This is a genomic window from Alteromonas sp. G4i13 (assembly GCF_054960505.1).
This window is the reverse complement of sequence record NZ_JBHNYX010000030.1, coordinates 39110-61441: the sequence shown is the minus strand read 5'-3', so window position 1 is coordinate 61441 and position 22332 is coordinate 39110. Positions and strand designations below refer to the sequence as shown.

The 22332-nt window shown below is 44.8% G+C and carries 22 protein-coding genes and 1 tRNA gene; 9 read left to right on the top strand and 14 right to left on the bottom strand.

The features are described 5' to 3' along the window. Positions 1-79 precede the first annotated feature (79 nt). From ACFI6J_RS14845 to ACFI6J_RS14825, 5 genes are all read left to right on the top strand, one after another. Positions 80-155, top strand: a tRNA-Glu gene (locus ACFI6J_RS14845). Between the two features lie 348 nt (positions 156-503). Then, positions 504-1409, top strand: a complete 906-nt coding sequence (locus ACFI6J_RS14840; protein ID WP_014976076.1) for a M14 family metallopeptidase — start codon at positions 504-506, stop codon at positions 1407-1409. A 59-nt stretch (positions 1410-1468) separates the two neighbouring features. After that, positions 1469-1690 (top strand): hypothetical protein, encoded by a 222-nt coding sequence (locus ACFI6J_RS14835; protein WP_014948926.1) that lies wholly within the window; start codon positions 1469-1471, stop codon positions 1688-1690. Next, positions 1687-1875 carry a DUF1289 domain-containing protein gene (locus ACFI6J_RS14830; RefSeq protein ID WP_039230420.1) on the top strand — a complete coding sequence of 63 codons (189 nt, stop codon included), beginning with the start codon at positions 1687-1689 and terminating at the stop codon, positions 1873-1875. The genes ACFI6J_RS14835 and ACFI6J_RS14830 overlap by 4 nt, the downstream gene beginning before the upstream one ends. A gap of 283 nt (positions 1876-2158) precedes the next feature. Then, positions 2159-3097 carry a tRNA-dihydrouridine synthase gene (locus ACFI6J_RS14825; protein WP_348670710.1) on the top strand — a complete coding sequence of 313 codons (939 nt, stop codon included), beginning with the start codon at positions 2159-2161 and terminating at the stop codon, positions 3095-3097. Between the two features lie 29 nt (positions 3098-3126). Here the strand turns inward: ACFI6J_RS14825 and ACFI6J_RS14820 are convergent, their stop codons facing one another. Together ACFI6J_RS14820 and ACFI6J_RS14815 are read right to left on the bottom strand one after the other, a co-directional pair. Further along, on the bottom strand, positions 3127-4101 hold the full coding sequence (locus ACFI6J_RS14820; RefSeq protein ID WP_156078146.1) for a transposase: 975 nt from the start codon (positions 4099-4101) through the stop codon (positions 3127-3129). A 559-nt stretch (positions 4102-4660) separates the two neighbouring features. Beyond that, positions 4661-5317, bottom strand: a complete 657-nt coding sequence (locus ACFI6J_RS14815) for an arylesterase (protein WP_014976079.1) — start codon at positions 5315-5317, stop codon at positions 4661-4663. 16 nt (positions 5318-5333) lie between these two features. Between ACFI6J_RS14815 and ACFI6J_RS14810 the strand changes: the two genes are divergently transcribed. Together ACFI6J_RS14810 and ACFI6J_RS14805 are read left to right on the top strand one after the other, a co-directional pair. Next, a complete protein-coding gene (locus ACFI6J_RS14810) occupies positions 5334-6032 on the top strand; it encodes an ABC transporter ATP-binding protein (RefSeq protein ID WP_061485322.1) in 699 nt (232 codons plus the stop codon). Beyond that, positions 6033-8555, top strand: coding sequence for an ABC transporter permease (locus tag ACFI6J_RS14805; RefSeq protein ID WP_283633280.1), 2523 nt, complete (start codon positions 6033-6035; stop codon positions 8553-8555). Between the two features lie 328 nt (positions 8556-8883). On the opposite strand, the gene ACFI6J_RS14800 is transcribed toward ACFI6J_RS14805, so the two are convergent. Together ACFI6J_RS14800 and folX are read right to left on the bottom strand one after the other, a co-directional pair. Next, positions 8884-9780, bottom strand: a complete 897-nt coding sequence (locus tag ACFI6J_RS14800; protein ID WP_156078148.1) for a TIGR01777 family oxidoreductase — start codon at positions 9778-9780, stop codon at positions 8884-8886. Positions 9781-9803: 23 nt separating this feature from the next. Continuing rightward, positions 9804-10172: a dihydroneopterin triphosphate 2'-epimerase gene (folX, locus tag ACFI6J_RS14795; protein WP_012517852.1), complete on the bottom strand. Its 369-nt coding sequence runs from the start codon at positions 10170-10172 to the stop codon at positions 9804-9806. Between the two features lie 73 nt (positions 10173-10245). Between folX and ACFI6J_RS14790 the strand changes: the two genes are divergently transcribed. Continuing rightward, positions 10246-11286: an AI-2E family transporter gene (locus ACFI6J_RS14790; protein WP_014948934.1), complete on the top strand. Its 1041-nt coding sequence runs from the start codon at positions 10246-10248 to the stop codon at positions 11284-11286. 200 nt (positions 11287-11486) lie between these two features. Here ACFI6J_RS14790 and ACFI6J_RS14785 read toward each other — a convergent pair whose 3' ends face one another. From ACFI6J_RS14785 to ACFI6J_RS14775, 3 genes are read right to left on the bottom strand one after another with little or no spacing between them, the layout of a single operon-like run. Beyond that, entirely contained in the window at positions 11487-12818 is a 1332-nt protein-coding gene (locus ACFI6J_RS14785) for an ATP-binding protein (RefSeq protein ID WP_014976085.1), read from the bottom strand. Beyond that, a complete protein-coding gene (locus tag ACFI6J_RS14780; RefSeq protein WP_014948936.1) occupies positions 12815-13489 on the bottom strand; it encodes a response regulator transcription factor in 675 nt (224 codons plus the stop codon). Before ACFI6J_RS14780 ends, ACFI6J_RS14785 begins: the two co-directional genes overlap by 4 nt. 1 nt (position 13490) lies before the next feature. Further along, entirely contained in the window at positions 13491-13760 is a 270-nt protein-coding gene (locus tag ACFI6J_RS14775) for a PepSY domain-containing protein (RefSeq protein ID WP_014948937.1), read from the bottom strand. 631 nt (positions 13761-14391) lie between these two features. On the opposite strand from ACFI6J_RS14775, the gene ACFI6J_RS14770 reads away from it, so the two are divergent. Next, positions 14392-14856, top strand: a complete 465-nt coding sequence (locus ACFI6J_RS14770; RefSeq protein ID WP_039230397.1) for a pyridoxamine 5'-phosphate oxidase family protein — start codon at positions 14392-14394, stop codon at positions 14854-14856. 258 nt (positions 14857-15114) lie between these two features. Here ACFI6J_RS14770 and ACFI6J_RS14765 read toward each other — a convergent pair whose 3' ends face one another. From ACFI6J_RS14765 to ACFI6J_RS14735, 7 genes are read right to left on the bottom strand one after another with little or no spacing between them, the layout of a single operon-like run. Then, positions 15115-15414, bottom strand: a complete 300-nt coding sequence (locus tag ACFI6J_RS14765; protein ID WP_025254698.1) for a YciI family protein — start codon at positions 15412-15414, stop codon at positions 15115-15117. Positions 15415-15418: 4 nt separating this feature from the next. Continuing rightward, a complete protein-coding gene (gene trpA / locus ACFI6J_RS14760) occupies positions 15419-16228 on the bottom strand; it encodes a tryptophan synthase subunit alpha (protein ID WP_348670711.1) in 810 nt (269 codons plus the stop codon). Further along, positions 16228-17409 carry a tryptophan synthase subunit beta gene (trpB, locus tag ACFI6J_RS14755; RefSeq protein ID WP_014976090.1) on the bottom strand — a complete coding sequence of 394 codons (1182 nt, stop codon included), beginning with the start codon at positions 17407-17409 and terminating at the stop codon, positions 16228-16230. Before trpB ends, trpA begins: the two co-directional genes overlap by 1 nt. A 20-nt stretch (positions 17410-17429) precedes the next feature. Then, positions 17430-18839, bottom strand: a complete 1410-nt coding sequence (trpCF, locus tag ACFI6J_RS14750) for a bifunctional indole-3-glycerol-phosphate synthase TrpC/phosphoribosylanthranilate isomerase TrpF (protein WP_342317463.1) — start codon at positions 18837-18839, stop codon at positions 17430-17432. Then, complete coding sequence (gene trpD / locus ACFI6J_RS14745) at positions 18832-19863, bottom strand: anthranilate phosphoribosyltransferase (RefSeq protein WP_342317464.1); 1032 nt, start codon at positions 19861-19863, stop codon at positions 18832-18834. Before trpD ends, trpCF begins: the two co-directional genes overlap by 8 nt. Further along, positions 19856-20488, bottom strand: a complete 633-nt coding sequence (locus ACFI6J_RS14740) for an aminodeoxychorismate/anthranilate synthase component II (RefSeq protein ID WP_283626357.1) — start codon at positions 20486-20488, stop codon at positions 19856-19858. Before ACFI6J_RS14740 ends, trpD begins: the two co-directional genes overlap by 8 nt. Next, a complete protein-coding gene (locus ACFI6J_RS14735) occupies positions 20485-22221 on the bottom strand; it encodes an anthranilate synthase component 1 (protein WP_348670712.1) in 1737 nt (578 codons plus the stop codon). The genes ACFI6J_RS14740 and ACFI6J_RS14735 overlap by 4 nt, the downstream gene beginning before the upstream one ends. Positions 22222-22332 lie beyond the last annotated feature (111 nt).

Here is a 22332-nt window from a genome sequence, read left to right as displayed (position 1 = left end):
GGGTAAGGTCGCTCAGTTTGCTGACTCACTTCGCCTTACTGAAAATCTCGAAAGCGTTGCTTTCGAAAGAAAATTTTCAGTCCCCTTCGTCTAGAGGCCTAGGACACCGCCCTTTCACGGCGGTAACAGGGGTTCGAATCCCCTAGGGGACGCCATATCGAAAAAACCAGCCATTCGGCTGGTTTTTTTGTTTCTGGCTTAAAACTTTGTGGACAGACACTGCAATTAAATCTGTAAGCAAATAGATGCAAAGCCATCTTAAGAAAGTTTCAGTGGACAGACACTCTTCTTTCCCTCTTTAAACCATCTACCTAGACATACACCGATCATTTTCATCGGAATTTGCAATTCTTACAAAAGAGGCGTCAACACCTTTGCGCAAGTACTTTTCAGAGGTTCAATGCGTAAAGAACTCATGTCACAACCCTTTAAGAAACTTTTGTGTGATAGATACGTGAGCTTGTTGAACTGTTATGATCTAAAAAGTACAAAAGAGGTGTTATATGCAGAATTATCCAATTGGAACTCCTGGTGAGCCGTGGGGCGAAAAAGAAAAAGCCCAATGGAAAGCACAGCAGACTGTGAAAAGAAGTTATCAGGAAGAAGTACTTAATAAACTCTTCAACATTATCCCTGAAGGCTTTGAGTTAAAGCAGTATGGCGCACTTCCTTATGATACAGCGCGTTACCCACTATATGCTGTAATTCCCAAGAGTTTTGACGCTGAAAAGCCGTCTGCACTCGTTACAGGCGGTGTTCACGGCTACGAAACTAGTGGTGTGCAAGGAGCGCTTCAATTTATTGAAACAAAGTTGGCTCAGTACGCAGAGCAAGTAAATATAGTTGTGGTGCCATGTGTAAGTCCCTGGGGATACGAGTCGATAAATCGATGGAACCCAATGGCATTAGATCCGAATCGCTCGTTTTACAGTGATTCTCCTGCACCAGAGTCTGCTCAGCTTATGCAATTAGTATCTGATTTAGCGTTATCTCTTACGCTTCATATTGATTTGCACGAAACGACAGACACGGACAATAGTGAGTTTAGACCAGCACTGGCTGCGCGGGATGGGGTGACCCATGATAACTGGAACATTCCAGATGGTTTCTATACGGTTGCTAATACTCCAAGCCCCCAAATAGAGTTTCAAAAAGCAGTTATTGAGGCTGTGAAAAAAGTAACGCATATCGCACCGGCCGATGAAAACGGAAAGATTATAGGTGCAGATGTGGTGAGTGAAGGTGTAATTTGCTATGACAAGAAGTCGTTGTACCTTTGTGGAGGTATGACAGATGCTAAGTACGTCACAACTACAGAAGTTTATCCCGATAGCGATAATGCGACACCCGAAAATTGCAATGATGCTCAGGTGGCCGCAATTTGCGCTGCACTCGATTATTTAAATTAGACGCTTGAACGTTTAGACGTCTAGATGTATATTTGAGCCTCTTTTTTAGGAGGCTCTTTGTGTTTACTTATTCTGCGGTTATTTACGACGGTAAAAAGCAAAATTTAGTGAGGTATGACTGTGGGACAGACACTGAGTTTTCCTCATATCTTGAATCGCGCTTTGGTTGTCATGTCTGTTTGTGGTCCAATAAAGAGCTATCAGAAACTACAATGGCAGCTATCGCAGCTTCGCGAGTACAGAGTAAAAAAGACGGTCTGGATAAAACAGAAGCTTTATGAACTTAATTTCCCCATGTGTAGCCTTGTGCAAATTAACCGAAGAAGACATTTGCATTGGGTGTAAACGTACGATTGAAGAAATCATTAATTGGCGGACATACACCGATAATCAAAAGAAGGCCGTATTCACTCGCCTTGAAAATTTAGAAAAGGAAGCCGCTACCCAGTTACAGCCTCGTAAATAGGCTAAGTGCGGATTTCTATCAAAATTTCTCTACAAACGGACAGACACACAAGTTTTTCTATTCGTATAGAATTAGAAGCCTGCATCACTCCCACATGAATTAAAGTGTCTAGCGGACAGACACTTACTAAATTTAAATAGCTGCAATTTAAAACCACCTTAAATGCACCTTAAATAGACAGTCACAGAAGTTGAAAAACTAAGCATCAAAGCCTGGCTGATATAAGTGCTTTTTGCTAAACTCCCGCGCCAATTTTATGTTCTATTAATCTGAGACGTTTGCAATGAAAGTAATGCTTGCCCCTATGGAGGGCGTTGTCGACCACTTAATGAGAGATATGCTCACTCGCGTGGGTGGTTTCGATCAGTGTGTTACTGAATTTGTAAGAGTGGTCGATCAAAAATTACCAAAGAAAACGTTTTATAGACTTTGTCCTGAGCTTCATAATGGCGGCAAAACTCCGGCAGGTGTGCCTGTCCGAGTTCAATTATTAGGACAACATCCACAGTGGCTTGCAGAGAATGCACAAACAGCGATAGAGCTGGGCTCTCCTGGTGTTGACCTAAATTTTGGTTGCCCTGCCAAAACAGTTAATAAAAGTAAGGGTGGGGCGGTTTTGTTGAAAGAAACCCAAACCCTTTATGACATTGTGAAAACTGTAAGGGATGCTGTTCCTGCAGAAATCCCAGTTTCAGCCAAAATCAGACTAGGTTTTGAAGACAAATCTTTAGCTATCGAGAATGCTATAGCTATCACTGAAGCGGGCGCTTCTGAGCTCGTTGTTCATGCGCGGACCAAAACGGAGGGATATAAACCACCGGCTTATTGGGACTGGATAGCGAAGATCAAGCAATACACCGATATTCCACTTGTTGCAAATGGTGAAATTTGGAACGCTGAAGACGCTAAGCGATGTCAGAGCCAATCAGAGTGTACTAACCTTATGATTGGACGAGGTGCATTGGCAATGCCTAATTTGGCGCTGAGTATTAAAGAGGGTATAGCACCTATGCCATGGTCTGAACTGGCTGCTTTGCTGATTCAGTACTCTGGCTACGAAATTTTTGGTGATAAGGGCAAATATTACCCCAACCGAATTAAGCAATGGTGCGGCTATCTGAAAAGACAATACCCTGAAGCTGAAGTTCTGTTCAACGACATAAGGCGCCTAACGAAATCTCAGGACATTGTTGATGTGCTTGCACGCCAAGCCGATATTTAGCCAAGTACTTTTGCAATGGCGTTAGAGGTTCACGACAGATACCTTTGGGCATTTGCAACATTTGGACGACATGCTCTTTGGCAGCATTTGGCGAAATTCTCCATCATCTCGGGGCAACCGACAGGCCCAGTAAAAAGTGTTTCAAAATTACTAGTTACTAGCTGCCAGTTCTCTTTTGTCATTCCAAGCTTACTTAGCAAGCGGTTGGGAAGCTTTGGGACTTTGCAGGTATTGGTATTACTCTCTGCATTCATCGTATCAGTGATAAGCTGCAAATAATCGGTAAATGCGAAGGGCAACGGCACTGTGTTCTTGTGGTGACTATCGCTAAAGGGCATCAAAAACTTAGGCGTTTTATTCGAGCGTTTGGCATTCAACCGATATTGGATACTAGTATGGTGAGAGTTGCTTAGCGTCGTCGCTATTTTTGCTCGAATGGGATTTAAATCGACGTAAGCCATTACACTGGCCAGTGCTTTCTCATCGAGTATAGCTTGTGACCTAAACCTTCTTTCCCAGAAATAGCCCTTACATTCATCTTCTTTGTTAGCTCTTCGAGCAATATATTCATTGAGCATACGCATAAACCAGCTGATGCTTTGAAGTCGCTCTCGATATAAAACAGATAATGATTTCAATTCAGCAAGTTCTTCTGACGTTACAGAATCAAAGTTTTCTAAATATCGCTGCACTACGGGCGGGCATTTATAAAACATCCTCCACCGAAGCAAGACCTCATCCATCGTCCAGCCTTCAGCTCTGCCTTTTGCTATATGTAATACCACATGAATGTGATTGTGCATAACAGCGTAGGCGCATAGGTCGATGGCAAAAGCTTGAGAAAGCTTATGAAGCCTGTCTTGAATCCACTTTCTTCTATGCTCATAGTTTATGCCAGTGCGGGCATCGCGACCACAAAGGTAAGATTGCCTCACGCAGCGAGAAATGCAGTGGTAATAAGGTGTAACATCAGTATTTATTTGCTTGTAACGAGGTAGAGGCATATCCGTATCCCATAGTTATTTATTGACATTATGAGATTTACGGCGTCAATTTTAAGTGGTCTTTGGGACAGTTTTAGGGACGGTTATTTTTCATGAGTGCTCTTTCGATCAAATCTCAGAACTGGCAATCGTGGACAGACACTCGAATTTCATAACGGATAGACGTCAATCGTTAAGTCTATTTGACCCAAAAGAAAAAGGACAGACACCCTTATTCGCCGGGTTTCTGTCCTTTCTAATTTCCTTATTGCAAAGCCGCCTCTACTAGCAAGAGGACTAAGCAAAAGTACCAACGAGTGTCTGTCCCTAACAATTTAATTTAAAGGGCAAGTTATACAAACACGTCAACCCTAGAACCCACACGCCCATCGTTAGCGCTTGAGGTCTGCTGTGTGCTCTGGGGCTGAGTCTCGCGACTTTCTTGCACATTACGGGGCTCAACCTGTTGAGTAGGTCGCTGTGGCGATTCTAAGACAGTGGAAACAGGAGACGAATTAACAGAAGAAACGTCCATAAACAAACCTCGCATTTAAAAAATCACTTGATAAGATTAGCACAATTATTGAGCGCTAAGAATTAAACTTCTTAAGTGTCTGTCCATAAAATTAGCGATCAAAGGCTGTGCCTCAGCATTGGGATGAATACCATCGTTTTGCATTAAGTCCTTATTTAGCGCTATTTCTTCAAGGAAAAATGGAATTTTTTGAACGTCCTGAGCTTCCGCGACTTTATTGAAGTTTTGAGTAAACATCTGCGTATAGCGCTTGCCATAATTAGAAGGAATTTGCATTTCTTGCAGAAACACTACGGCTTTACTCTCTTTCGCAACACTTACCAGTGAATCTAAATTATCCCTAATCTTACCGATATTATGGCCCTGAAGGCCGTCATTACCGCCCAGTTCAATCAATACATGGGTAGGGTTGTGTTGCTCTAATAAACGGGGAAATCGCGCTAAACCGCCGTCAGTAGTCTCTCCGCTTACCGCAGCATTTACAATATCAATCGGAATGTTGTCGTCTTGCCACATCTTTTGTAACAAACTGACCCAACCCTCATGTTGCTGTAATCCATAAGCCGCGGATAAACTGTCACCTAAGATAAGTAAAACCGCATTTTCGCTTGTGTCGCTCTGCTCGGCTTGATCTGATAGCGCTTGAAAGGGTATTAAAAGAATAAGTAAAAAAGCGTACAAATAACGAAATTTAACAAACACGAATTGATGACCTCTTATGATAAAAGCTAATGCTGTAACCAAAGTAGTGGATACGAGTGAAGGTTCACTGCAGATCCTTCGTCCTATTTCTTTTGAAGTCAAGTCTGGTGAGTCCATTGCCATTATTGGCGCGTCAGGCTCGGGTAAGTCAACCCTTTTGGGCTTGTTAGCTGGACTTGACCAAGTTACAGAAGGGGAAATTTTCTTAGATGGCGAAGCACTTCACAGCATGACTGAAGAAGATCGCGCGATTTTAAGAGGAAATAAAGTAGGCTTCATTTTTCAAAGCTTTATGTTAGTTCAAAGCTTAACAGCGTTAGAAAATGTGATGCTACCGGCAGAAATTGCAGGGCTTGATAACCCAAAGGCACTAGCTTTGGATATTCTAGAGCAAGTCGGATTGAAACATCGCGCACATCACTTTCCTAATCAGTTGTCGGGGGGCGAGCAACAGCGCGTTGCCATAGCGCGAGCATTTATTACCTCTCCCAAAATACTTTTCGCCGATGAGCCTACCGGCAACCTAGACGCCAAAAATAGTGAAAAAATCGAAGCGCTGTTGTTCGAGATGAATAGAGAAAAAGGCACAACTCTCGTACTCGTAACTCATGATAACGAGCTTGCGGAACATTGTGACAGGCAACTCACTATGAATGCTGGCGAATTAGTTGAAACAACTGGCGCGAACACAATGAATAAGAAAGAGGCGGTTTAGATGTCGACGTCTTTTAATTTAGCTTGGCGGCTTTTCAAGCATGAGGCTAGACGTGGTGAACTGACCATCATATTGCTGGCCATTGTGCTATCTGTGGCAGCCGTTTTGTCGCTGTCACTCTTCAGTGAGCGTTTACAGGGCGCACTAAAGGCTCGTTCTGCAGCATTCATTGCAGCAGATGCGCAACTTCGTTCAGATGACCCTATAAACGAGGAGTGGTTAGCTAGAGCCCAAGAAGAGGGCCTTGCGACGGCAAAGCAGGTGGCAACACGTTCAATGGTATTTAAAGGCGACGAGATGTCGCTTGTTGATTTACGAGCCGTGAATGACGCTTATCCACTGAAAGGGACAGTCAATATTACTGACCAGCCGTTCGGGGAAAAACGTGCTACCGCAGGGTTACCACAATCTGGCGAAGCATGGGTACAGTCTCGGCTTTTTCAGAGCTTGGGGCTTTCTATTGGCGATAGTATCGATATTGGCGACGGCACTTTTACCGTTACCCGTGTGTTGGTAGATATTCCCGATGCTGGCTTTAGCGTGTTTAATACTGACCCTATTGCGCTGATTAACTTAGATGACTTGGAGAAAACTGCGATAACTGGGCCAGGGAGTCGCGCTCGTTATGTGGGCTTTTTTGCCGGTGATGCGGGTGATATAGACAGTTTCAATACTTGGTTATTGCCCCAATTAAATGACGACTTACACTCGTGGCGTACAGTCGAAGATGACGAGTCAGCGATAGGGCGTTCTGTCGCAAGTGCTGAGCGCTATTTTCTGTTAGCGAGTTTGTTGGCAATAGTATTAGCGGCCGTTTCCATTGCCGTTGCTGCTCAGCGTTATGCTCAACGTCACTTTGATCCCGTAGCAATAATGAAGACCTTGGGGGCAACAAGCAGCACCATTCGAAAAGTCTATTTGTTCCAAATTTTATTTATCACTGGGCTTGGTATTTTTATTGGCCTCGTTATAGGTTTTATTGGTCAGCAAGTGGTGGTTTCACTTGTAGCGGACAGAGTGGATGTATCTCTTGACGTGTGGCATTGGCGGCCGCTTTTAATCGCCGTTGCTACAGGCGCTACGTGTGCATTGCTTTTTTCCTTATATCCGCTTTTGCAGCTTTTTTCAGTTCCCCCGCTTCGCGTATTAAGAAAGGACATATCGGCGAATTTACGTTCCAGAAGCATTCAGTTCGTGGCTTCCGGTGGCGCAATATTCTTACTGATGTGGATGTATAGTCGAGATTTAAAAATTAGCGCAATTCTTTTCGTTTCTGGCGCTGCACTGGTTCTTGGACTGCTTGGCGCTACGTACATCTTGATTGCTGTGGGACGCAAGTTGGGCAGTGGAAGGATGGGGGCGTGGCAGTTGGCATGGGCACGTATTAAGCGACGTGCAATGGACAACAGCGTGCAGCTTATTAGCTTTTCCGTCACCATTATGCTGCTTCTAGTGGTGCTAGTAATGCGCAACGATATGGTTTCGCAATGGCGCTCGCAACTGCCCGAAGGGACACCGAATTACTTCTTAATTAACATTACGCCGGATATTCAACCCGAGTTGGACAGACACTTCGCTGACAATGGCGTAAAAATTGAAGAGTTTTATCCTGTCATTCGAGGCCGATTTGTTTCGGTAAATGGAGAAGGGGTAAACACCGAGGTTTCTAAAGAAGATGAGCCGAATCGAGAAGGCCGAAGAGGTTTAGGCAGAGAAGCAAACCTAACTTGGAGCAACGCGCTTCAAAAAGAAAACGAGGTCATTGACGGGAACTGGCATGGCGATGAGGATAAACAATACAGCGAAGGATGGTTCCCGGTCTCCGTTGAAGAAGGCGTTGCAGAAAGGTTGAACATTAAAATGGGCGATCGGCTTACTTTTAATGTGGGCAGCGAGATTGTCGAAACGAAAGTAACCAGTATCCGTACGGTGAATTGGCAAACCATGCAGCCCAACTTCTTCTTCGTCATTCACCCCGAGGCGATGGCTGCATTTAGCCCAACTTATATTACTAGTTTTTACCTTCCTACCGAGAGAAAGGCTGAGTTAACCAACCTACTTAAGCCGTTTGCATCAATAACTATGTTCGACGTTGATGCTCGAATTAATCAGTTGCGAGAGATTGTGGATCAAGTGTCTGTTGCTGTTGAGTTTATTTTGGTACTGGTGTTGTTAGCGGGCAGTTTAGTATTAATTGCTCAAGTACAGGCGAGCATGGATGAACGCAGACAGGAAATAGCCATACTTCGAACGCTCGGTGCAAAGGGGGCGTTGATAAGAAAAAGTGTTATTTTTGAGTTTGTTATCATTGGTGTAGTAGCAGGCTTTATGGCAGCAATGGCCAATGAGTTGAGCCTTTATTTACTTCAAACCTCTGTATTCCAAATGGAAGCAAGCTTACACCCAGAATACTGGGCAATAGCGCCAAGCGTTGGCGCTGTCGTTGTAGGCATATTAGGTGCGTTTGGATGCTGGCGTTTGCTTACACTTAATACCAGTCAGATGCTGCGGAATATGGTTTAGGCATTCTCGCGTTAGTTTAAAATGCGCTTTAATACTAAACGGACAGACACTCGGTTAAGTGCCGTTTAGATTAAGGGCAGTGGACAGTTACTCAATTCAAATGAGTGTCTGTTCACTGTGCATTTCACAGCAAAGTTCACTAATTACTAAAGAATGGTTTTCGCGAAGAGTTTAAAAAGTACTCTGGTTTGAGAGTGGATAGAAGTTTTTGAGGTTTGTGACTAAGCAAAGTGCCTCGCGATAATGTTGTGCAATAAATGTGGACACACACTTGCTTAGCAATTCAAGTGACTGTCCACAAGGCACATAACGAATTTCAGTAATTCAACTATGCGCGATATATTTCTCTTAGCGCCTCGTCGATAGAAGGGAAGTCAAAACTGAAGCCGGCGGTAGTAAGCTTTTGAGGAATGACTCTTTGCCCCTCAAGTATCATCGTCGACGATTCGCCCATTGCTACTTTCATAACAAAGCCCGGGACATTGAACAGGCAAGGTCGGTTAAGTGATTTTGCGAGCGCTTTAGAGAACACCTTGTTCGTGACAGGCTCCGGTGCCGTTAAGTTAAATGCACCAGAACATGCACTATTCTCGATCAAGAAGGAGATAGCACGCACCATATCTTGTAAGTGGATCCAGGCCAAATACTGACTACCACTCCCAAGTGTACCTCCGGCCCCCAGTTTAAACGGTAGAGCCATTTTCCCTAACGCACCGCCTTTTTCGGCGAGAACTACACCAGTTCGAAGCGTTACGACACGTGTCTTAGTTTGATCTACACTTTGGGCAATAGTCTCCCATTTAGCGCACAGTTCATGGGTGAACTCGTTATGAGGAGGAGTTTCTTCAGTTACAAGCTTGTCTCCTTGATTGCCGTAGTAACCAATCGCGGAGCCCGATAAGAAAACAGGCGGAGGCGCATCACAACTATTTATTTTTGAGACTAGCTCAGAAGTGATGTCCCAGCGGCTATTGCAAATTATTTTCTTTTGAGTGTCTGTCCAGCGCTTATCGGCGATAGGCTCACCAGCTAAATTAATTACTGCGTCGAAACTTTCAAAATTTTCTATCGAAGAAACGTTCTCGACGATTTTGACGTTATCCCCCAATTTGCTCTTTGCTTTTGTAAAGTCGCGAGAAGTCACCGTAAATTCATGTTCTCGAGAATATTGACGAATAAATTCGCTTCCTATCAGCCCTGTTCCACCGGTCAAAAGAATGTTCACAATTAGCTCCTCGAGGTATGACCTTATCCCGTCTTATTGCAAGATAGTGTCAGGGACACGGAATCAGAAAATCTAAGGGCATGTGGCTTATCGACCTCAACCTCAGCGTAGCGCACCGAAGAATGTTCTGCGGCAATGCTTAGCACATCGGCGGTAAGTTTTTCCAGAAGAGAAAAACGGTTGTCTTCTACAAGCTTGATGATTGCCTTTGTAATCGTTTTATAGTTGAGCGCATCACTCATATCGTCGGTGTTCGTCGCTTTTTCAGCGTCGTAATCAATTTTCACGTTAACAACAACGTCCTGCTTGTTTTTTATTTCATCTTCATTGATGCCAATGTATGTGCGTAGTCTTAGGTTTTTAATTTTAATAGTGGCAAGATTAAAGTTCATTGAAGTCTCTTGTTTGTAGTTGTTTATAAGTCGTTGTAAAGTGTTGTCGTTTCAGTCAGGAATGTAGCACAAAATGTCAATGGAACTACGCTCGCCAACAGCAAAAATTCTAATCGTTTTAGCATGTTTAGTAGTGGTAATGGCTGGTATTAAAGCCGCCAGTACGATCATGGTACCGTTTTTTCTCTCTATTTTTATAGCGATCGCGTGTAGCCCAATAATACGTTGGACTTCGAAATTTGGCGTGCCTAAATGGCTCTCTATAACTTTTGTTATACTGCTTATCGTTGTTTTTGGTTTTCTTTTAGCTGGCTTAGTTGGCCAGTCTATGACCGAGTTTCGAGAAAATCTGCCAGAATACAGAAGTAAGCTTGATACAGAGTTTGCCTGGGTTGTGTCCAAATTGGCTGAATTTAATATTCACATCAATAGAGAGTTAATCGCTTCGCACCTTGATCCAGCAACGGCTATGTCTGTAGCAACAAATTTCATCAGCGGAATGGGCGGCGTACTTTCAAACCTTTTCCTTATTCTTCTTACTGTCATTTTCATGCTTTTTGAAGCAGACAGTATTCCACGCCGGTTGCATATTGCCCTTGCCGATCCAGGAATGAAACTAAAGCATATCGACAGATTTATTCGTTCTGTGAACAGTTACTTAGCGATAAAAACTGTGGTCAGTTTAGGAACAGGTCTGATTATTGGTATTTGGCTGTATGTGATGGGAGTAGATCATTTCATGCTTTGGGCTGTGTTGGCTTTCATGCTCAACTTTATTCCTAACATTGGCTCAATTATCGCTGCTGTGCCCGCAGTGTTGATAGCCTTTGTTCAACTTGGGCCTGCCTCAGCAGGTTTCGCAGCGCTTGGCTTTGTGCTTGTTAATACCATCATGGGTAATATGGTGGAACCTCGATTGATGGGTAAGGGCATGGGGCTCTCTACGCTCGTGGTATTCCTTTCGTTAATATTTTGGGGGTGGCTGCTAGGCACCGTTGGAATGTTGCTATCAGTTCCGTTAACCATGGTGGTAAAGATAGCTCTAGAGTCTCGCGAGGAGAGCAAGTGGCTTGCGGTGCTGTTATCGAGTGAAGGTGAGAAGTCTGCGTCGTAACTTAGTGTAAGTAGAAAGTGGACAGACACTTGTTTGTGAAAGTCGATAGTGGACAGACACTCAATCGATTTAAAAAAATCTCTCATTGGTCTCTAGCTAAACAGTCAATTGAGAATGTGTCTGTCCACTTTCATACTTGAGCAATTGAAAGCTCAAGGATTTAACGGTCATACACAAACTTCGTTGTACTTTTTAAAGCACTATTCGTGATTGGGAAATTGAATAACGATACGAGCGCCGCCAAGCGAACTGTCCTCGATGAGCATTCTACCTTCGTAGATTGAAACTAAATCGGCCGCCAACGCCATGCCTATTCCGTGGCCTTCTGTATAGGTATCAAGTCGAGTTCCTCGCTCTAACAAAAGCACCTTTTTGTCGTCAGGAATACCAGGGCCGTCGTCTTCTACTTTAATTGTTAGCCAACCAGCACGCTTCGACGCTGATACGATAATTCTATTGGTCGCAGCTTTACATGCATTGTCTAGAAGGTTGCCACATAGTTCCATGAAGTCGGTCTCGTCTCCTTTAAACTGAGTATCCTCATCCAGTTCAAACTCAATGGTAAGGGCTTTATCTTGGTAGACCTTGTCCATTGCATCGGCAAGCTTGTGCAAAATGGGTAATATATAGATAGCTTGTTGCCAGCCAGATTTTCCAGCACTCGCTCTTTTTAGCTGGCGCTTAATGATTCGGTCAATTTGCTGTAATGCTTCGTTTACCTCAGTAGGTAAATCGCTAGTGCCCGATGCTACTGCCAAAGGCGTTTTCAAACTATGTGCTAAGTCTCCTAAACTGTTTTTATATCTCTCCCTTTGGGCGGCCTCAGTTTGAAGCAAACCATTAATGGATTGCTTTAAGGAATCGAATTCAACTGGATAGCGTGATTCTAACTGGCGTTTATGTCCACTTGAGGCTTGTGAAATTTCGTCAATTAACTTCCTAACAGGAAGAAGTACTAGGCTAATCCCGATAATAATAAAAAATAGAAGCGCTATACAGAGCGTGAAAATCCACTGCCACGTCGTGTCTAAGAACGTATTCCGCTCTGCTTCAAAAAGTGCTTTATTGTTAAATATATAAAACCGAACAGGCTCGAAGTCTCTACTTGAAGCAAATTCCGCAGTAAAGGCGTATACAAAAAACTCGGAATCTTCTTCAAACTTAGGTATATGAGAATCCAAAAATAACTCGTTACCGACTGCAACGTCTATCTCAGGTGGTGCAAAGGTATATTCAAGAGCTGAGGCTGACTGCCAAATTACTTCGTCTCGAAACACAATCACGCCAAGATAACCTGATCCCGGAAGGTTTAACTGCTCTTCGTATAAAATTTCAGGCATATAGGGCAGGTCGCCATCTAACTCGAAAGCCGACAACAGACCTAAGTTCATCAACCTAAGCTCACTCATCTTGGCTTGCGTAAGGCTATCAGTATATGCCTCGTCTAAAATGACAACAGTAAAGGGCGCAAATAACGCTAGAAGAACAATCGCTAGAAAGGTACTCCGAAGACGTAGCGACAATTGCCTCATAAACTTCTATTTATCCTATAGCCTCTACCTCGAAGGGTTTCGATTGGCTTTAACTCACCGGTTGGGTCCAGCTTTTTCCGCAGTCTTCCCACGAAAACCTCTATTACATTACTATCTAAATCGAAATCTTGGTCATAAATGTGCTCGGTTAGCTCTGTTTTTGAGATGACCTTTTGCGGGTTAAGCATAAGGTACTCCATGACTTTGTATTCGTAAGCTGTTAGATCCAAAGCTTGACCGTTTAACGATAGTTCTTCACTAACGGTATCCAGCGAGATAGGGCCGAACTGAATGGTTGGGTTCGCTTGTCCAGAAGCTCGTCGAATTAGTGCTTTTGTTCGAGCAAGTAACTCTTCGTTATGAAAGGGTTTGGTGAGGTAGTCATCGGCTCCGGCATCAAGGCCTTCCACTTTCTCTTGCCACCTATCTCTAGCAGTTAAAATGAGTATAGGGCAGGAAATATCAGCTTGACGGGCTTTTCGTATAACCTCAAATCCGTCTAGCTTTGGCATGCCGATGTCGACGATAGCCAAGTCATAGCTATATTCTTTAATGAGAAAAAGCGCGTGCTCACCATTATCTGCGAGGTCTACGCTATAGCCATTTTGCTGAAGGAGCGCATCAAGTTGGGTTAATAATCTGCTATCGTCTTCGGCTACGAGGATACGCATGTTAATCCTTATCTTTATTTGTTTTTACCTTGCCTGAGCGTTTGTCTACGTCTACTGATACTACTCGCCCTGACTTTTTAAGTACTTTTACCCGGTAGTTTTTTGAGGTCTGTTCAACTTTTAAGACGCGTCCATTTACAGCAACGCGAGCACGCTCAGCAGCTTCGCTTTTTGATATATCGCCGCCAGAGTCTTGAAACGCCAAAGCTGGCGCTGTGTTAGACAAAGCTAACACTAAACAAACTACTGCAACACGAAGCGATAATTTCATACAACCTCACAATTATTATCCCACTCAGGCCAAACTACAGATAAGTATAACTTGGTTAACTGAACCGATTCTGAACTGGGTTTAGTCTACCTTGCGGAGCAAAAGCTGTATATAAGCCTTGAGTAAATGGCATTTACGAAAGAGCAAATATTGTGGACAGACACTTAATTGCTATGAGGCCACAAGTCAAAATGAGAGTGTCTGTCCACAACCCTATTTCTAAGCTTCAAAGTGACGCATATATTTAAGTGCTCTCGTTAGTAAGTCATATTGAGTAATCTTTACTCCTACTTTGAAAAAGTGTCTGTCCACTTTGTTGATTGTTATTAAGGGGGACCAATGTTTATTGCGCAAACGAATCACTGTCCACGGTTTTTGTAAATTAGTTCACAACGCTCATATGGATGTATGAGTGTGTGTCCAAAGCTGTACCTAACTAGTGTGTAGTGAAGAGCTTACGTTTCTCAATAACTCTTTTGGCAGCTGAGCGGGATGATATTGACTTTTTTGGCATGCCACGTGCGAGGCATAAGCTTCAGATGAATCAATAAAATGAAAATAAGGCGTTTAGTTCAACTACTCCATTCAATAGTAACGTCGGACAGACACTTATTTTTAACAAGGAGGAGCTATGTCTAGCGATATTAAGAAAACAATGTGGAAAGCAATGTCAGATAGTCCAAAAGTAATGGTAAGTCTGGTAGGCGAGGATATGCATGCCGAGCCTATGTACGCCCAACTTGATAAAGACGCTGATAGCGAGTTTTGGTTTTACACTAGTCGAGACAACCGCATTGCTAAAGGTGGAAAAGCCATGGTTCATTTTGCATCCAAAGGTCATGATGTATTTGCTTGTATCCGAGGCAATCTCACTGTTGAATCACGTAAAGAGGTGATTGATAAATACTGGTCTAATCCAGTAGAAGCATGGTTCGAGAAAGGTAAAGATGATCCTTCTTTATTAATGCTTCGCTTCGAACTTATAGATGCAGAAGTGTGGGATGCAGACCCTTCGCTCAAAGGCATGTTTAAAATGCTTACTGGTAAAACCGTAAAGCCAGAAGAGATGGGTGAACACGAAAAGGTCGATCTTTAAACGCAGTATAATGGGCCAATTTTATGACGAAGTTTTGAGGCGCTGGGACACTTACTCAGAGGAGCGAGTGTCTGTCCACAAGGGATTGTTTATTGCGATTGTTGGCTGATTACTAAGTGTCTGTCCACACTAGTTTAATGAATAAGTGTTAGCTTTGTTACTGTTGAAGCAACAAAAAAGCCCCTTAAACCGGAACTTTTCGGTCTCAAGGGGCTTTCGTTATTTATCGCAGTTTGCTACTTAGCGTTTAGCTAAAAACTAAGGCAAAACCTTTTTGTAAGGTTTAACTACAACACTTTCGTAAACACCAGCTTCGATGTACGGGTCGGCTTCTGCCCATGCTTGAGCAGCTTCTAGTGAATCAAACTCTGCGACTACTAGTGAACCAGTAAATCCGGCTGGGCCAGGATCTGGGCTATCTACAGCAGGGAAGGGGCCTGCCATAACTAAACGGCCCGCATCTTTTAATGCATTCAAACGTTCAAGGTGAGCAGGTCGCGCCGCTAGGCGTTTTTCTAGACTGTCCGCCACATCGGTTGCACAAATCATATATAGCATGCGTTTATCCTTTTGCCGTAGCTGCTTTCATGTTTTCAACAAAGCTGCCGAGCTCGCTTAGCATTTTGTGACTGTCCGATAAATTGGCTGCGATAATATTCACTGTCGCCGAGCCTGAAATTGCGCCAGCGGCACCTGCGTCAATAGCAGATTTAACCTGTTCCGGTGTAGAAATACCAAAGCCTAACAATGCTGGTGCTGCTTTGTGTTTGTTCAAGCGCTCAATAAGCTCTGAAGCAGGCACGTTTGCGGCAGTTTCTGCGCCAGTAACGCCCGCACGACCCAGCAAATACGTGTAACCTTTCGAGTATTCCCCAATTTTTTCCATGGTTTCATCGGTAGCATTAGGTGGTGCAATCAAAATCTGAGAAATGCTGGTGGCTTCGGCTGCTTTTTGAAAAGGTGCTGCTTCGCGAATAGGAACGTCAGCGACCAAAATTGAGTCAACGCCTGCCTCTTGCGCTTTATTGTAAAAATTTTCGATGCCTTGGGCCATTACTAAGTTGCTGTACAGAAGCAAGCCGATAGGCACATTAGGATATTTTGCGCGAACACGTGAAATAACACCCAAGCAATCTGCTACCGTCACCTTGTTATTTAATGCGCGAATAGCAGAAGCTTGAATCGTGGGGCCATCAGCGATGGGGTCAGAGTAAGGTATACCTAACTCAAGTGCGTCAGCACCGCTTTCTACTAGCTGGCAAATAATGGCTTCAGATTGCGCTAAATCGGGGTCACCCACCATTACGAAAGGTACGAAAGCGCCTTGGTTCTTTTTATCAAGCCCGGCAAACATTTGTGCATATCTATCCATTATAAATCGTCCCCTAAAATGTTGATAACGTGCGCTAAATCTTTGTCGCCACGACCTGATAAGTTAACTACGATGATGGTTTCTTCTTCCGCTTCATCTGCCATATTGAGCGCGTGCGCTAAGGCATGCGACGATTCAAGGGCAGGAATAATACCTTCTTTTCTTGCAAGCAATTGGAATGCGTTCAGCGCTTCTTCGTCGGTAGCGGCCACGTATTCCGCTCGTCCAATGTCGTGAAGATAGGCATGCTGAGGGCCAACAGCAGGGTAGTCGAGACCAGCAGATACTGAGTAGCTCTCTTCAATCTGGCCTTCTTTGTCTTGCATGATGAAGGTGTAAGCGCCGTGAAGAATACCTTTTGTACCCGTCACGATAGTTGCGCCGTGCTCTTTGGTGTGAACACCTTTACCCGCAGGCTCAACGCCAACTAGGCGTACAGATGGCTCATCAATAAAGTCTGCAAACATACCGATAGCATTTGAGCCTCCGCCCACACATGCTACTACGGCGTCAGGTAAGCGACCTTCTTTTTCCATGATTTGTGCACGAGTTTCTTCACCAATCATACGGTGATATTCACGAACAATAGTCGGGAACGGGTGTGGGCCCGCGGCTGTGCCTAACAAATAGTGGGCTTTATCATAGTTTGCCGACCAGTCGCGCATGGCTTCGTTTACGGCATCTTTAAGCGTACCAGAACCGGCATTTACAGGAATAACCTCTGCGCCCATAAGCTTCATTCGGAACACGTTTGGCGCTTGACGCTCAACGTCTTTCGCACCCATATAAATACGTGCTTTAAGCCCCAATAATGCACATGCTAACGCGGTTGCAACACCGTGTTGGCCTGCGCCTGTTTCGGCAATAACTTCTTTTTTACCCATGCGCTTGGTAAGTAGCGCTTGGCCTAACACCTGGTTAGTTTTGTGAGCGCCACCGTGTAGTAAGTCTTCACGCTTTAGGTATAACTTCACCTTTGGGTTACTTACCAGATTGCGAGTTAACGTCATTGATGTTGGGCGACCCGCATAGTCTTTTAACAGAGATAAAAACTCTTCGTTAAATGTCGGGTCGTCCTTGGCATCCAAAAATGCTTTTTCCAGTTGGTCTAGTGCTGGAATAAGTAGCTCGGGCACGTACATGCCACCAAATTCACCAAATTTTGTATCTAACTGGTTCATTACGTTGTCCTGTATTTAAATTAGTAACGGCGGCAAATGGCAAAAAGCGCGTCGAGTTTTTCTTCGCTTTTCACGCCGGGTGCGGTTTCTACGCCTGAATTCACATCAATAGCACCACAGCCGGTTGCAATAGCTTCTGCAACATTCTGGGCGTTAATACCGCCAGCAAGCACTAACTTATGCTTCGCTTCGATATCGTTTAATAGCTGCCAGTTGAACGCTTCGCCCGTACCGCCTTTGGCATCACCCACTTGGCAATCCAGAAGAACACGGCTTACAAGGCTATTTTTTAAGTGTCTGTCCACTGCGTCTGGTAGTGCGTCAGAAGAGGTTGCTTTAACACCTTCGACTTTCCAAATTTCACAACCTTCTGGAAGCTTGGCAGCAAGCGCTGAAATGTAGGTGTCATCTTCGCTGCCGTGAAGCTGCACGGCAAAAAGGTTGAGCGAGGCGGCGAGTGATGCCACTTCATCAATGTCGTGATTAACGAACACACCAACAAAAGCACCGTCAACGCTCTGCGTTATAGTCAAAGCCTGTGCTTCGCTCACACAGCGTGGCGATTTTTCAGCGAAGATAAGCCCGCCAAAGCTAGCGCCTTTATCAAACGCCATTTGCGCTTGTTCGGGGGTGGTAAGTCCGCACACTTTAACTGCGCCATTCACTAACGTTTTCACAGCGCGCGGTAGGTCAGACTCTGCCATTAACGCACTGCCCACCAAAAAGCCTTGGGATACAGGCGCTAAACGAAGCACGTCTTGGTGTGTGTATATGCCCGACTCTGAAATAACCACGTAGTCGTGCGTGGCTTTTTCAAGCATGGGCACAAGGCGTTCTGTGGTGGCTAAATCGGTAGAAAGGTCGCGTAAGTTGCGATTATTGATACCAATGATGTTGGCTTCAAGGGCAATAGCGCGCTCCATTTCTTCTTCATTACTTACTTCGGTAAGAATGTCTAATGACAGAGCATTGGCAACGCTTGCCAACTCGCGATATTCGTCATCATTTAGCACACTAAGCATTAATAGCACTGCGTCGGCATTATAGTGACGGGCTAGATACACTTGATAGGTATCAACGAAGAAATCTTTGTTAAGTACAGGCTGAGCAACACGCTCAGTAACATAAGCTAAGTACTCAAATTTACCTTGGAAGTACTTCTCGTCTGTCAGCACAGAAATACCGGCAGCATAAGGCGTGTACGCGGCTAAGATCTCGTCTAAATCGAAATGCTCTCGAATAAGGCCTTTTGAAGGCGATGCTTTTTTGCATTCAAAGATAAAGCCTGCGTTTGGCTCACTAAGTGCGGCAAATAAACTCTTTTCGGAAGGAGCTAGATTCGCCTTGAAGCTTTCTAGCGGCAGTGCTTCTTTGCGTGCGGCCACTTCTTCTCGTTTGTCTGCAACAATTTTCTCAAGCACATTAGCCATTCGTGCTTACCTCCTGAGTAATTTTGGCAACCTTCGTTAATAACTGCATGGGTAACCCTTCGGCCATAGCGTCCATCGCCATTTCAGCCCCTTCTTTGAAGGTTGATGCTTTGCCGGTTACTTTCAACAGTGCCCCGCAGTTCATGGCGATAGCGGCACGGTGCGCCTCTTTACCTTCGCCGTTTAGCGCTGCTTCAACAAATTGTCTGTTTTCTTCAGGTTCACCGCCCTCAATCGCAGAAAGAGGATAATGAGGTAAACCGAAGTCTTCGGCGGTAACGGTAAGCTTGCGAATATCGCCATGCTCAAGGTCGTAAATCATTGATTCGCCGTGAAGCGCCAGTTCATCCAAGCCATCGCCATGCACTATCATTGCGCGGTGTTGGCCAAGCAGCATAAGGGTTTTTGCGTAAGGTTCAAGCAGTTCAGGCGAGTATACGCCGAAAACGCCGTGAGTTGGACCCGCCGGGTTTGCCAGCGGCCCCAGTATATTAAACAAGGTTCTGGTCTTCATCGCAGCGCGCACGGGGGCTGCATGGCGCATACCGGCGTGATAAACCGGTGCAAAAAGAAATGTGAAATTTGCTTCATCTAAGCACTTGCGGGAAGTTTCTGGGCTTATTTCTAAATTAAGACCAAACTGTCGAAACAAATCAGCAGAGCCAGACTTACTCGATACACTGCGATTACCGTGTTTCGCCACCTTCACGCCACAAGATGCGGCAACTACACCGGCTGCACTGGAAATATTAATGGTGTTGTGGCCATCTCCGCCTGTACCAACGATATCTGCAAACTCATAAGACGGTGTGGGAAAGGGCAGTGCATTGGCAACCATGGCACTCGCCGCACCCGCAATTTCGCTGGGTGATTCTTTTTTCATTTTCAGCGCAGTCAGCACTGAAGCAATCATCACCTCGCTTTGCTCACCGTGCATGATGCTGTTAAACAAGCTGTATGCCTCGGTTTGCGACAATGATTCTCGCAACATAATTTGTTCTAGTAGAGGGCCTGCGTTAAGCATGGTTCGCTCCCTGTAACGTTAAATAGTCAATACTTTGCTTTAACAGCAAACTGCCGTGGGCTGTTAAAATAGATTCTGGGTGAAATTGGAAACCCAACATGCGATCTTCGCTATTGTAAACTGCCATTACGGCCTCACTGCCGTCATCGTTTATTGTAGATGCGCAAACAGTAAGGTTTTCAGGCAATGAATGTGCCACTAAAGAGTGGTAGCGTGCGACATGTAAGGGCTGCTGTAAGCCTTTGAACATGGCGTCTTTAGAATGGGTAATAGCAGAAGACTTGCCGTGCATAACTTGGCTGGCGCGACCTACGGTGCCGCCATAATGCTCAACAATAGCTTGATGGCCTAAACAAATACCAATTACGGGGAACACACCGTGTACTTTTTTAAGTAGCTCAGGCATACAGCCGGCTTCACTTGGTGCGCCTGGACCTGGTGACAACATAAGAAGCACGGGGCCTTTCGTTGCTTGTTCCTGCATTCTTTCAAACAGAGCATTTGCTGAAACCGTGTTGCGATAGACCTTAATGTCTAGGTTTAAGGTGCGCAGTTCGTCCACAAGGTTGTAGGTAAATGAGTCTACATTGTCGAGCAAAAATAGGGTGGTCACTTGCTGATTCATGCGTTGCCTCCTTCATTTAATGCAACGTTGATACTTTCAGCTTCTTCTTGTAGCGCTGCTTTTACTGCACCAATTACCGCTTGTGCCTTAGCGCGGGTTTCATCAGCTTCAGCTTGTGGAACCGAGTCATATACTACACCTGCACCCGCTTGAATATAAGCCGTGCCGTTTTTCACAAACGCTGAGCGAATGACTATACAAGTGTCCATATCGCCTTGACCATTCAAGTAGCCAACCGCGCCGCCATAACTGCCGCGGCGTTTTTTCTCTACTTCGCGAATTAACGTCGCTGCGCTTACTTTTGGTGCGCCAACTAGAGTGCCCATATTCATGCAGGCTTGATAAGCGTGCAGTGGATCTAAGTCGTCACGTAGCTGGCCAACCACGCGTGACACCAAGTGCATCACGTGAGAGTAACGGTCAACTTTTAGCAAGTCTTTCACATAGCGCGTACCTGGGCGACTCACTTTTGCAACATCGTTTCGGGCAAGGTCAACCAGCATAATGTGCTCAGACTTTTCTTTGGTGTCTTCGCGAAGGTTAAGCTCAATACGGCTGTCTAAATCTCTGTCGATACTGCCATCAGGGCGCTTGCCACGTGGACGGGTACCGGCAATCGGGTAGATCTCTACCTGATTACTTTCTCTTTCGTATTTAAGCGCTGATTCAGGAGAGGCGCCAAATATGCTGAAAGCGGCATCTTGCATGTAAAACATGTAAGGGCTTGGGTTTGATTCTTTAAGTTTAGCGTAAGCAAGTAGCGGCGACGGGCAGGGGAGAGAGAATGTGCGCGAGGGCACAACCTGAAAAATGTCGCCAGCTAAAATGTGCTGTTTTAAGTCGAGTACATGATTACAAAACTGTTCATCGCTTAAATCAACGCTAACTTCAACGCTTGGGTCAAAAGAAGAAAGTGACTGTCCGTTTTCGGTTTCGTTTGGGCTTTCTGAGTCGGAAGCGAGTGACTGTCCGCTTTGTGCTTCACTATCTACATCAGAAATCTTCACTCCATTTGTGCTCACTAGCACAGGCTCAGCGGGCATATCGTGTAGCTGCTGATGAATTGCTTCTAAGCGCTGAGCAATGGCAAAGTATTGCTGGGCAACGTCTTGTCCGCTAAAAACACTGCCAATTAAATGAGTTTCGCGGGTTTGGTGGTCAACGGTAATTAAAGTTTCTGCCAGGTAAAACACAAAGTCTGGACAGTCATTTTCACCTTCTGCAACATCGGGTAATTTTTCAAAGCCTGCTAGCATGTCGTAGGCAAATACACCGCCTAAGAAAACCGCGTGGGGATGTTGGCGGATTGGCGTTATCTTATTGATAACAATGCGAAGCGCGTCCATTACGCTTGCGGCCTTTAAGCGACTGTCCTCGTCAAGTTCACCGTCGGCTTCATCACACACCAGCGTAATTGAAGTGTCTGTCCTTTCTTTGACGTGTAGGCCGTCAGGGGCGTGGTCAACAAATAAAGGTAACACTGAAGCGCCGTTGCCTGTCAGTGCTTTCACTTCAACTCGATTGCCCCGGCATTCCATGCGCAGTGCTGCGTCAACCATTAACAAGCTTTGTAAATCGTCTTTAGAATCAATTTCTGCCGACTCTAAAAGCAATGCGTTATTTTTATTGCCACAAAGGTGGGCAAACGCGGCAAGTGGATCATCGACATAGTGTCCCACCTGCTCAATTGTCTCTACCTTACCTGGAGAAATCCCCAGTTCCGCTAAACTCATTTTTGCTACTCTCCAACTGCAAAAAGACAAAAAAAAGGCCCGTATAAACGGGCCTTTATGTGTATTCATTCACGCACTACAGTGCACACCGCCCGTTAAGTTAGGGAGTGC